General features: G+C 48.0%; 15 protein-coding genes. All 15 read right to left on the bottom strand.

Annotation, left to right across the window (positions count from 1 at the left end; genetic code table 11):
* Positions 1 to 11 precede the first annotated feature (11 nt).
* Positions 12 to 959 carry a polyprenyl synthetase family protein gene (locus MKY63_RS19710; protein ID WP_076098644.1) on the bottom strand — a complete coding sequence of 316 codons (948 nt, stop codon included), beginning with the start codon at positions 957 to 959 and terminating at the stop codon, positions 12 to 14.
* Positions 946 to 1,203, bottom strand: a complete 258-nt coding sequence (gene xseB / locus MKY63_RS19705; protein ID WP_036682818.1) for an exodeoxyribonuclease VII small subunit — start codon at positions 1,201 to 1,203, stop codon at positions 946 to 948. The genes MKY63_RS19710 and xseB overlap by 14 nt, the downstream gene beginning before the upstream one ends.
* Complete coding sequence (gene xseA / locus MKY63_RS19700) at positions 1,181 to 2,560, bottom strand: exodeoxyribonuclease VII large subunit (protein ID WP_076104386.1); 1,380 nt, start codon at positions 2,558 to 2,560, stop codon at positions 1,181 to 1,183. The genes xseB and xseA overlap by 23 nt, the downstream gene beginning before the upstream one ends.
* Positions 2,561 to 2,571: 11 nt before the next feature.
* Positions 2,572 to 3,429: a bifunctional methylenetetrahydrofolate dehydrogenase/methenyltetrahydrofolate cyclohydrolase FolD gene (gene folD, locus MKY63_RS19695; protein WP_036682821.1), complete on the bottom strand. Its 858-nt coding sequence runs from the start codon at positions 3,427 to 3,429 to the stop codon at positions 2,572 to 2,574.
* A 42-nt stretch (positions 3,430 to 3,471) separates the two neighbouring features.
* Positions 3,472 to 3,924: a transcription antitermination factor NusB gene (gene nusB, locus MKY63_RS19690; protein WP_036682824.1), complete on the bottom strand. Its 453-nt coding sequence runs from the start codon at positions 3,922 to 3,924 to the stop codon at positions 3,472 to 3,474.
* 257 nt (positions 3,925 to 4,181) lie between these two features.
* Entirely contained in the window at positions 4,182 to 4,415 is a 234-nt protein-coding gene (locus MKY63_RS19685; protein ID WP_036682825.1) for a DUF2273 domain-containing protein, read from the bottom strand.
* A gap of 15 nt (positions 4,416 to 4,430) precedes the next feature.
* Complete coding sequence (gene amaP / locus MKY63_RS19680; RefSeq protein WP_036682827.1) at positions 4,431 to 4,970, bottom strand: alkaline shock response membrane anchor protein AmaP; 540 nt, start codon at positions 4,968 to 4,970, stop codon at positions 4,431 to 4,433.
* Between the two features lie 74 nt (positions 4,971 to 5,044).
* Complete coding sequence (locus MKY63_RS19675) at positions 5,045 to 5,461, bottom strand: Asp23/Gls24 family envelope stress response protein (RefSeq protein ID WP_036682829.1); 417 nt, start codon at positions 5,459 to 5,461, stop codon at positions 5,045 to 5,047.
* Positions 5,462 to 5,576: 115 nt separating this feature from the next.
* Positions 5,577 to 6,920, bottom strand: coding sequence for an acetyl-CoA carboxylase biotin carboxylase subunit (gene accC, locus MKY63_RS19670; protein ID WP_036682831.1), 1,344 nt, complete (start codon positions 6,918 to 6,920; stop codon positions 5,577 to 5,579).
* Positions 6,921 to 6,974: 54 nt separating this feature from the next.
* Positions 6,975 to 7,484, bottom strand: a complete 510-nt coding sequence (gene accB, locus MKY63_RS19665) for an acetyl-CoA carboxylase biotin carboxyl carrier protein (protein WP_036682835.1) — start codon at positions 7,482 to 7,484, stop codon at positions 6,975 to 6,977.
* Between the two features lie 147 nt (positions 7,485 to 7,631).
* Positions 7,632 to 8,549 carry a SpoIIIAH-like family protein gene (locus tag MKY63_RS19660; protein ID WP_036682837.1) on the bottom strand — a complete coding sequence of 306 codons (918 nt, stop codon included), beginning with the start codon at positions 8,547 to 8,549 and terminating at the stop codon, positions 7,632 to 7,634.
* A gap of 67 nt (positions 8,550 to 8,616) precedes the next feature.
* Positions 8,617 to 9,261 (bottom strand): stage III sporulation protein AG, encoded by a 645-nt coding sequence (gene spoIIIAG / locus MKY63_RS19655; protein WP_036682839.1) that lies wholly within the window; start codon positions 9,259 to 9,261, stop codon positions 8,617 to 8,619.
* 43 nt (positions 9,262 to 9,304) lie between these two features.
* Entirely contained in the window at positions 9,305 to 10,081 is a 777-nt protein-coding gene (gene spoIIIAF / locus MKY63_RS19650) for a stage III sporulation protein AF (RefSeq protein ID WP_076214487.1), read from the bottom strand.
* 27 nt (positions 10,082 to 10,108) lie between these two features.
* Positions 10,109 to 11,341, bottom strand: a complete 1,233-nt coding sequence (gene spoIIIAE / locus MKY63_RS19645; RefSeq protein ID WP_036682845.1) for a stage III sporulation protein AE — start codon at positions 11,339 to 11,341, stop codon at positions 10,109 to 10,111.
* Between the two features lie 44 nt (positions 11,342 to 11,385).
* Positions 11,386 to 11,775: a stage III sporulation protein AD gene (gene spoIIIAD / locus MKY63_RS19640; protein ID WP_036682847.1), complete on the bottom strand. Its 390-nt coding sequence runs from the start codon at positions 11,773 to 11,775 to the stop codon at positions 11,386 to 11,388.
* Positions 11,776 to 11,778 lie beyond the last annotated feature (3 nt).

Below are 11,778 nucleotides of genomic sequence, written 5' to 3'. Positions count from 1 at the left end.
AAAGTTCATACTTAGTGATCACGTGCCATTAAATAATCTGCAATTTCCAGCAGGCGCTGGTTGTCGTAAAAACCGCCATTCAGCACAGCATTTTGAGCTGCTTCTGTAAGCTGCTTCACCTCAGCACGAGATTCCTCTAACCCAATAAAATAAGGGTAGGTTACCTTCTGCTGTTTGATATCGCTGCCTGTTTTTTTACCAAGCTTGCCTTCATCTCCAACCAAATCAAGAATATCATCCTGAATTTGAAAAGCGAGTCCGATGCTTGTGCCAAAATCACGCAGAGCTTCAAGCTGCTTCTCTGTTGCCCCTGCGATACGTCCGCCGGCTAACAACGAAAAGATAATTAAATCTCCGGTTTTATGCAGATGAATATACTTCAGCTGTGCAAGATCTGTTAGTCCTTGCTCGCCTTCCATATCTGCAATCTGACCGCCGACCATGCCGCGTGGACCCGCCATTTCCGCCAGATCCTCCACTATGGATAAAACATTATCAGCAGGGATGCCAAATTTACGGGAGGCTTGTACCACACTGTAAAAAGCATGGGTCAAAAGCGCATCACCCGCAAGAATAGCTGACGCTTCACCAAAGACTTTATGATTCGTCAGCTTACCGCGCCGATAATCATCATTATCCATGGCAGGCAGATCATCATGAATCAACGAGTAGGTATGTACCATCTCAATAGCAGCAGCAACAGGCAAGGCTGCTTCACGGCTGCCTCCCAGTGATTCACAAGCAGCGATCACAAGCAGCGGCCGGAGGCGTTTGCCCCCTGCCATTAGCGAATACTTCATCGCTTGCTGTAAATTTTCCGGAACCGTCCATGCTGCGGGAAGAATAGTCTCAAGCTCCTGTGAGAGCAAATCACTTATCGATGCGATGTAATCCTCCAGCGGCTGCCGCATGCTTTCACTTGCGGAGCTTCCCTCCAGATCATTCTCAAAGCGATTCATCGGCGTCCCCTTCCAGACGTGCACCAAACGGCTTTTTGCGCAGTTCTCCGTCCTCTTGGGTAATCATTTCGATCTTACGCTCTACTTGTTCCAGCTTGCTGCCACAAAGCTGCGACAGCTTCATGCCCTGCTGAAATAAATCGATGGCCTTCTCCAGAGGAACGTCGCCGTGTTCAAGCTCACGAACGATTTCCTCCAGTCGGTCCATAGCGCCTTCAAAATCAAGTTCCGCTTCCTTCGTCATCGTCTTTGCCATCCTCCTTCATCCCCCATACTTGGCAGTTCAGCTGTCCGTCATTCATCTTTATCACCACAAGATCGCCAAGCTGCACTTCGGTCAGCGATTTGATTAAATGTTCTTCCGCCTCGTCATACACTAAGCTGTAGCCGCGCGACATTACTTTTAGCGGGCTCAGCGCATCCAGGTGACGAATCTCTGCCACATAGCGAGATCGCTTCTCCTGCAAACGAGCCTGCATAGCGCCCATTAACTCACGGCGCATGCTGTCCGTGCGCTGACGTGCTGCGGCAACACTGTCGCGCGGATGGAACCGCTGCAGACTGTGATGCAGCACCGCCTTACGCTCGCGGGAACGGCTGAGCCGTGCATCCGCTGAGCGCTGGAGCCGCTCACGCAGCATGTCCAGCCGCTGCGTGTGCTGAATCAGCGTCCGGCGCGGGCCTGCCAGCGCCAGCGAGCGCTGCAGCACCGAGTGGCGCTCGCGTCCACGCTGGGCGCGTTGTTGCAGCGCTTGGCGCAGCCGCTGCTGCAGCTGGCGAAGCTGCGCAGCTAGCTCGCCGGCGTGAGGCACGGCCAGCTCAGCGGCCGCTGTGGGCGTAGCCGCGCGGAGGTCGGCGGCGAAATCGGCAATCGTGAAATCGGTCTCGTGGCCGACGGCCGAGATGACCGGAATCCTTGATGCCGATATCGCTCGTGCGACTTCCTCCTCGTTGAACGCCCACAGCTCCTCCAGCGAACCGCCGCCGCGGCCGACGATAAGCACGTCGGCTTCACCCATGGCGTTCAGCGCGCCAATCGCCTTCACTATCGAAGGCGCAGCGCCTTTGCCTTGCACCAGTACGGGATAGATTACAATAGCTACCTGCGGAAACCGCCGCTGAAGCGTAATCACAATATCTCGTACAGCTGCTCCTGTTGGGGATGTAATCACACCAATACACTTCGGGAACCGCGGCAATGAACGCTTGCGAACTTCTGCAAAAAGGCCTTCTTTTTCAAGCTTGCTCTTCAGCTGCTCATAGGCCAGATATAAACTGCCAATCCCATCAGGCTGCATATGTGTGGCATAGAACTGGTATTGCCCATCCCGTTCATAAACGGTCACATTGCCTCTGGCAATTACCCGAGCGCCTTCTTTCGGAATAAAGGGCAGCCGCTGGTTATGAGAAGCGAACATAATCGCTTTAATACGGCTGCTCTCGTCCTTAAGTGTGAAGTACATATGCCCGCTGCCATGATGTGTAAAGTTGGAAATCTCTCCGCGAATCCACACATCCGAAAGTAAATTATCCGAGTCTAGCTTCATGCGGATATAACGGTTGAGTTCTTTTATCGAATAAACCTGCCGCTCTGCCGCCATGAATCTTACCCCTATTCCAGGCCGTGACGGCGTTTAGCCGCAATCAGCGTGTTGCTCATCAGCATTGTAATAGTCATCGGTCCAACCCCGCCTGGAACAGGCGTGATGTATCCGGCAACTTCTTTTGCACTTTCATAATCAACGTCACCTGCGAGTTTACCGTTATCCAGACGGTTCATGCCCACATCGATGACAACAGCACCCGGCTTCACATAGGAAGCATCAATGAAATTAGCTCGTCCGATCGCTACAACCAAAATATCCGCTTGACGGCTAATCTCTTGCATATTAGCTGTACGGGAATGGCACATAGTTACGGTAGCATTTTCGCGTTGCAACAAGAGGGAAACTGGCTTTCCTACAATATTGCTACGACCAATTACAACGGCATGTTTACCTGCCATACCTGTTCCTGTACGTTTAATCAGTTCGATTACTCCTGCAGGAGTACATGGAAGAAGACTGTCGGCACCGATGACCAGGTTGCCTACATTGACAGGGTGAAAGCCGTCTACATCCTTTTCCACGGAGATTGCATCAATAACAGCCTTCTCCTCGATATGCTTAGGCAATGGGAGTTGAACCAGAATTCCGTCGATATCATCGCGTCCGTTTAGCTCTGCTACCAGTGCCAGAAGTTCTTCTTGAGAAGTGGATTCATCCAATTTATGCACTTCCGAATGGAATCCTAAGCTGATACAAGATTTCTCCTTATTGCGAACATAAACCTGAGATCCCGGGTCTTCACCTACTAGAATAACAGCCAAACCGGGCTTTACGCCGCGTTTCGCCAGTTCAGCAACCTCTTGGGCAATGCTAATACGAATTTCCTCGGATACTTGTTTACCACTGATGATTGCTGCTGTCATGTTAGTCTCTCCCCTTTTATATACTTTACTATGGTTTATAAATTAAGAATGGTCAGCTTTAATAGTATCTATCTCTTGGATCATTTTGCCGAGTACTCCGTTAACAAACTTCCCGGAATCATCCGTTCCAAAATGCTTGGCCAAATCGATCGCTTCATTCACCGCAACCTTCGCAGGCACATCATTAGCGAACACCATTTCATACGCTGCTAAACGTAGAATCTGACGATCCACACGTGACAGACGGCTCATTTGCCAGCCCTTCAGGTAATGTTCAAGTATATCGTCGATCGCTACCTTGTGCTCCCATACCCCATTCACATGCTCTACCACATAGTGTTTAAGCTGAATCTCGTCCGTGATTACACGTTCGGTTTCATTCTCTTCTGAAGCTTCCTCGAGCAGCATTTCTACGGCTTCCGCGCTTTCCACATCGTTCATTTCCATCTGATACAGGCTTTGGACAATAATCTCTCTAGCTATACGTCTTTTCATGTGTTCCTCCTAAAATCTTATATCGCATTAAAATATTCACTTGTACTGCAACAACGTCTACGACCTAAATATCGCTTCACACTTATTCATTCTTTCCCTAATCCTGTGAGGATTATTGCACAAAGCGAAGATACCTTCAGAGGAAGCTCGCAAATATACCTATCCCTTGTCGCAAAAAAACCGCAATGCCTTTCTTCCGGGGGCAACGGACAACACAAACTTACGGTTTCCTGCTCCGGGAAAAAGACTATCGCGGTTCACTTAAAGGGACGCCAGCGTCCGGATAATCGCGAAACCAACTCCTGCCATTGAAACAGGGGCGCTTGCGCGGTATCCTTTCTTTTGCCGAGCGTATATCCGATGAACACTACCAGTGCAAAGAACAGCATATCCCAAAAACCGCAAATTAAATAAATCAAACCCAGACCAATGCCGAAAGTCACTCCGGCGATTCTACCCCCGTGACTTTCCCATACTTCTTTCCAAGACATAAGGGAAACTCACCTCTATTCCACTCGACTTTTGAAGCTTGGAGACTGCGTGAGGTTAGCAATATATACAGACACATCAGCAACCGGAATGCCGGTTGTCTCCTGCACGAAATCATGCACCTGACGTTGTACTTCTGTCGTAAGCAGCGGTAATGAATGCTCACCGTCCACTACTGCACGAATTGTAATTTCAAGGCCAGCCTGAGAGACACGAATACGTGACTTGAGATCTCTGATTCCCTTCACTTTACCAGCAGCCTTAAGACTCAGATTCTCAATAGTTTCCATTGAAATCTGGATATCCCCATACTCTGTACGCTGATCGACCGAAGGCAATGAAGCGCGATCACGGCGCAGAGAGATGTAGAAAAATCGGATGCTCAGAAGGAACAAGACAACTGCTACTATTATTGCTGTAATATAAGCTGCTGGTCCATTCTCAATCTCCAAAGTTCTAGGAATCGCACCGCTTAAGAGGAGGATGGCAATAACAGATAGTATTCCGATACTTAAGCTGTAGACAAACAGCAAAAGTCTGTCCAAAATTTTTGCCACGAGTCTCATAACCTCCTTAAATTAGAGTAAACCCTCGACTTTGCTGTCGGGGGTTTATGGAAGAACGATGACTGCTATTTCACACGAAGAATCGTTTCAGCTTCTTCGTTCTTGTCTACAGTGTTGTTGTTCTTGAATTGCACATCATGAATATGCACATTCACTTCCACAACAGTCAGACCAGTCATAGTCTCGATGGAGCGCTTAACATTGCGTTGAATTTCAGCAGCCACTTCAGGAAGGCGATTGCCATATTCAATAATTACAGAAACATCCACCGCAGCTTCACGTTGTCCAACCTCTACTTTAACTCCTTTGGATAGATTCTTACGTCCAAGAAGTTCAACAATACCACCGGCGAATCCGCCGCTCATACCTGCTACACCTTTAACCTCAACGGTCGCCAGACCTGCAATAACCTCGATTACTTCAGGAGCAATCTGGATTTCACCGATTTCCGTCCGTTCGTATTCTGTCGGCAATGTACTCATTTTAGACTTCACACCTTTCAAGAAAGATTGTTCATGATTTCAAGCGTAAAGCACGTCTCTTATTAAACATACTATATCATTTGACGAACTTTATGACAAACAAACTGAAGTCGTCCTAAATTTCATACTCTTCAAGAAACTTAATGTCAAAGTTACCATCCAAAAATACAGGATGCTCCAACAGTTTCTGATGGAAAGGGATGGTAGTATGAATGCCTTCCACGGCGAATTCAGCCAAGGCGCGCTTCATCTTCGCAATCGCTTCCTGACGTGTAGGAGCCCATACAATCAGTTTTGCAATCATAGAATCATAGAAAGGGGAAATCGTATATCCTGGGTACGCCGCACTATCTACACGAACGCCAAGGCCTCCGGGTGGCAAATAAAAGCCGATTTTTCCTGGTGAAGGCATGAAATTACGCTCTGGATCTTCAGCATTTATACGGCATTCAATCGACCAGCCATTAATCACGATATCTTCCTGAGTGAATGACAGCGGATTGCCTTCTGCTACAGAAATCATTTCCTTAATCAAATCCACGCCTGTAACCATTTCCGTTACTGGATGTTCGACCTGAATACGAGTATTCATCTCCATGAAGTAAAACTGTCCATCCGGTCCAAGCAGGAATTCAAGTGTTCCGGCTCCCGAATAATTCACGGCAAGTGCTGCTCGAACTGCTGCATTACCCATTGCTTCACGAATTTCAGGTGTGAGCACTGAACAAGGTGCCTCTTCAATCAGCTTTTGGCGACGACGCTGCACGGAGCAGTCCCGTTCGCCTAAGTGCACTACATTGCCATGTTTATCTGCAATAATCTGAATCTCCACATGCTTCATGCCTGTTAGGAATTTCTCCAGATATACACCAGCGTTACCAAACGCCTTTTGTGCTTCCTGTTGTGCAGCAGTGATCTGCTTCACCAAAGATTCCTCGTCCTCAGCAATCCGTATTCCCTTACCCCCGCCACCCGCAGTAGCCTTAACGATGATTGGGTAACCAATATCGCGGCCCAGCATGACAGCTTCCTCTACATCGCCTACAAGACCATCTGAGCCCGGGATAATCGGAACTCCAGCCAGTTTCATGGTTTCCTTCGCCACAGCCTTGTCACCCATACGGTTTATGGCATCTGGAGAAGGTCCTATGAAGATAATATTGCAAGATTCACAAATCTCTGCAAAATCCGCATTTTCAGCTAAAAATCCATAGCCAGGATGGATGGCATCACATTCCGTTAAGGTGGCTACACTCATAATATTTGTAAAGTTCAGATAGCTGTCCTTGGCCGGCATCGGACCGATGCAGTAAGCTTCATCAGCCAACCGGACATGCAGTGAATCCCGGTCGGGTTCCGAATAGACCGCGACGGTGGAAATGCCCAGTTCACGGCAGGCCCTAATAATGCGGACCGCGATTTCGCCGCGGTTGGCAATCAACACTTTTTGAATGTTCATGCGTTTCCTCCCAAAGTTTTGCGAAGCTTCCGCTCCTTAAGTAGTCTGCGGTATTTATTCCGGTTTAACCAAGAATAGTGGTTGACCATATTCTACAAGCTGACCGTTCTCAGCAAGTACAGACACGATTTCACCTTTGATCTCCGCTTCCAGCTCATTCATCAGTTTCATCGCCTCGATAATGCAAACCGTTGATTTTTCACTTACACGGTCTCCAACATTAACAAACGAAGGCGTTTCCGGAGAAGCGGCACTATAAAAGGTCCCCACCATTGGAGACACAATTTTATGTAGTTTGCCTTCATCAGCTGCTTGTGGCTGCTGCGCTGGAGGAACTTCACCAACTACCGGATAGGATACTTGCGGTACGCTCTGCGGCTGCGGGGCAGGCGTAAAGGGATAGGCAGCATAAGGAGTCGCCTGTACTGCTGTTCCATCAGCTTCAGGGCGATCCGGTTTGCGAATTGCAAGCTTCATTCCTTCGCTTTCGATCTCCAACTCATGTACAGAGGAGGTCTGGTCCAGCAATTTAATCAATTCCTTAATTTCGCTCAACTTGAACATATATCAGTTCACTCCTTCAGCTTTCTCTCGAAGCCACTTCTTAAGCGGACAAGATAACTTTATGTATTATATCACAATCGGTAAAAATGGAAAGAGCCCGGGGCAACCCGAGCTCTTTCGTCATTTTTCTTTTAATTTTACAGCTTATTATTGCTCAGAAACGTATTGTACACTAATTTTATCTTGAGATACACTGAGTTCCTTCATTACGAGATCCACGATACTAACCGCTTGCTTTACATCCAGTTTGTCGCTGAGAACAACCACTTTGTAGCTGTCTCCAGCTTCTTCCTTTACAATCGCTTCTCCATATTTTTGTTGAAGCTGTTCTTCGATACCGGTAATTTTGGATTCTTTTTCTTCAAGATTAAGAAGTTGTTCTTGAGCGACTGCGTTATCAGCAGGTGTTTTATCCATGTCATTAATCAAAGCAAGCAAGTCTTGTTGGTTCTTAAGATTCTTTTGCTCACGTTCATAAAGGTAGTTAGTGAACATGCTGCTCGCCGATACACTTTGAGAAGCTACTTCATCGAGAATTTCTTTGTCATTTTTGGCTGGAGTCTTGGTGGTTGTATTTGCGGCTGTATCTTTAGCAGATGTATCTGTTTTCGCGGCATCTTTAGCAGCAGTGTCGGTTGTTGCCTTCTCTGAGTCACTGCTATTTGCGGCAGCTTTACTGCTATCGTCCTTAGCAGCTGTAGTTGTACTGTCGTCCGTTTTAGCAGTAGTAGTGCTATCATCCGTTTTAGCGGTAGCAGCACTGTCATCCGTTTTGGCGGCAGTAGCGCTGTCGTCCGTAGTAGCGGCGCCAGTAGTGCTATCTACAACGCCTTCATCAGCAACAACATCGCCTTGACTAACAACTTCGTTCACAACAACACCTTTGTCACCAACCGTGGGCAACGCTGCACCTGCTGTGTCTTTCAGGGAATCAACCTGCATTGTGCCAGCCGTGTCTTTTGGAATCGAAGCACCTGAGTCTTCAGTGAATAAATAGTATGCAGAGAGGACCACCATCAAGCTGAGCATAGAAACCAACCATATCGTTTGTCTTTTGCCGTTCATTCCATATTCCTCCTAAAATTTAATCTAGTGGCTGCTTCGGAAGCACTCACTTATTGACTTTCTCCTGCTACTCTTGTTTGCGTGGTACTACTGAAATGCGCTGGATCGGGACGTTCAAGCCTTTTTCTATAGCCTGCTCGACGAGTCCACGAACAACCTTGTTCTCTGCCCCTTTGGCAACTACCAGTACGCCGCGTACCTGAGGTTTAATCCGCTTCGTCACAATGGGTGTTTCGTCCCCTGATTGCGAGTAGGTTACGATTTCGCCATCCCTCGTATATTGTGTCGTATGACGTTTCCCCCCACTGGCATCCGTCTCTTCACTAAGCTGCTGGGAGTCATTCATATTACGAACCACGACAATTTCTTCTGTAGACTCCACTGTAACCATGATATCGACCGTACCGACGCCAACGATTTTCTCCAAAATCTCCTTCATCCGGTTCTCCATCGCTAGTTCGATGCTGTCGAACGAATTGGTTGTTGTGGTTGGATCACTCTGCACCAGCGCCGTTTGAGAGGACTGATTCAGCGGCGGCTCACGCCCTGTATTCTCGTTATCAATCCTCTTCACATTGACGAAGGAATTGAATAGCATGATCGCTGCGCCCAGCAGACCCAGAATGATCAGCCAGCGAAAGGTATGGCTTCTCTTTGGACTGCCGGCCCCACCCCCAGCCCACTGCTCAAGCTTTTTCAGCCAATTGCCCACTCCCATCCCTCCTAAAAATTATAGTTATTTAGAAACTGCAAGCTCATGATTTGACGTTACTAGCCACGCTGCCATCCACCTGAATGACTTTGGGATCCAAATCCCACTTCAGCTCCAGCAGCTTTACAATGGACTCCATTTCACTCGAGGACGCGCTGTCTTCAGCTACAATTCCGTTCACTGCTTTATTAGGTTCAGCTGATGATGTCGCTTCACTCTCTACGTTATCTCCCGGATTAGCGCCAATTTTAACTTCTACAGGTGCTACAGGAGAGATTGTAATGGGTGCTGTAGTCGCTGGGCTGGAAGCTCCGGAAGTATCCGGGGAGTTAGCCGTTGTCTGAGGCATAGAGACCCTTACATTAGAAATGACAGGGACGTCTTCGTTACCGGTGCCGCCAGACTTCTCCATGCCCAGCGTTACGGTGACATTAACCCCGCGTTTGCCGGTTTCGCTGATAATCTGCTCTTTCATCTGACCCGCCACCTCTTCGGCAGCGAGCTGCAGACTCTGTTCCTGACGGCCTTGTGCAAGCTTTTGCCCATCTGCCAGAATCTGTTCCAAGGATGGGTCTCCCTTCCCTCCGCCAGTGAACAAACCGCCTTCTTTCTCTTGCTGTCCCATAGCGACACTCAGTTCGGAGATTGCATCACCTTTCAGGAGAGAGACGATAGGGCTGAGCATCGTGAGCAGGATTAGGAGACTTAGCACCAATCTTGCATAACGCTCCATGGATTTGCTTGGGAGCAGCAATTCAACAAATGACGCCAACAGCACAACCAGGATGATCTCCCGCAGCCAATCGCCCAACCAGCTCATGGTTTCCCTCCTAAAGGTTTTGTTGCTTCACCTCATCATTACGGTCAAGTTGCCCGCAGTCAGCATGATCGTAACCGCCATAAAAAACATTAAGGAAACAGCAGCCAAAGCAGCGAATACGTACACCATGCTTTTTCCAATCGTCTGGAGACAGACCACAATCGGTGTCTCTCCCAGCGGCTGCATCACAGCGGCGGCTATGTTGTAGATAAGGGCAAGCACCAGGATTTTGATTGCCGGAAAAGCACACAGGAACAATATGATAATGACACCCGATAAGCCGATCGCATTCTTCACCAGCAGTGAAGCTGAGATTACTGTGTCTGTGGCATCCGCGAACATTTTGCCGATGACCGGAACAAAATTCCCTGTAATATATTTAGCGGCCCGAATGGTGACCCCATCCGTTACTGAGCTTGTTATCCCTCGAACGGAAATTACACCTAGAAACACAGTTAGCAGTACACCTAACAGTCCAGCACCGATGTTTCGCAGCAGGTTAGCCAGCTGGGTTAGTTTATATTTCTCCGACAATGCGCTGACCAGATGCAGCACAGCCGAGAAGAACAGAAGCGGAAAAACAAGGGTGTGGATCATGGTGCCAACCGTATGAATCATAAAAACAATTAACGGATGGGTGACGGAGACCGTAACGATATTCCCCATCGAAGCCAGCAGCGCGAACAGCAGTGGAATCATCGCCATCATGAAATCGATCATCCGGTCGATAGCGTCCTTTGCATAACCAATAGCGATATTGAAGCTGTTCACAGCAATTACCAGCACCACCATATAACAGAGCGTATAAGCGACCTTACTGACCGTTTTTCGCTCAAAAGCGGTTTGCAGCGTCTCCAGAATCATGCTGAGCACACTGATCATCACAATCGTCACGAGCAGCTTTCCGTTGTACAGCACCTCATGCCACATAAAGCCTAGAAGCCCAGATAACACACCCTTCAAGCTGAGCCCCTTATCTCCTGGAAGCAGCATGTCCATTAGCGTAGGTGTGGCCCCGTCCGGGAAAAAACCACCATAATCCTTCATCAGCTGATCCCAATACGACTCCACTTTATCTTTTGGCAAATTATTCACCTGGCTCTTGACCCACTGGTCTACCGGGGAAGAACTGCCGGATTCTGGTGTTGAGGAAGCTTGCACACTCTGAGCTGTACCTGCAAACCATAGAATGAAAAAGAATGGAAGCAGCAGCAGTATTATTTTTAGTTTTGGAGGACGGAAAACACTGCGCTCTTGCATAATTTCTCCTCCCGATTCGTTGCTCAGCTCTCTTTACGATTGCTTTAAGCAGGCAGTAGTTTCATGACGGTTTCGATAATGATGCTGATGATGGGTACGGCTAGTACCATAATTAGCACTTTGCCGGCGAGTTCTATTTTGGAAGCAATGGATTCCTGACCAGCATCTCGTACAATTTGTGCACCGAACTCCGCGATATAGGAAATGCCGATGATTTTGAAAACAGTCTTCAAATAAATCATTTCCATCCCCGATGACTCAGCCACCCGCTCCAGTGTAGAGAGGATCATTCCGATCTTGCCGATCAGAAACATAAAAATTAGAATTCCTGTTGTAGTAGCAAGAAGAAAGGCGAACATCGGTTTTTGTTCCTTCAGTACGAGAATCAATATGGTCGATATCAGCCCAATCCCAACAACTTGAATAATCTCCATAGC

Origin of the sequence: Paenibacillus sp. FSL R7-0189, assembly GCF_037969925.1 — a bacterium.
Lineage (GTDB): Bacteria > Bacillota > Bacilli > Paenibacillales > Paenibacillaceae > Paenibacillus_AQ > Paenibacillus_AQ odorifer.
The sequence above is the reverse complement of the archived record's forward strand: the minus strand, read 5'-3'. Positions and strand labels throughout refer to the sequence as shown.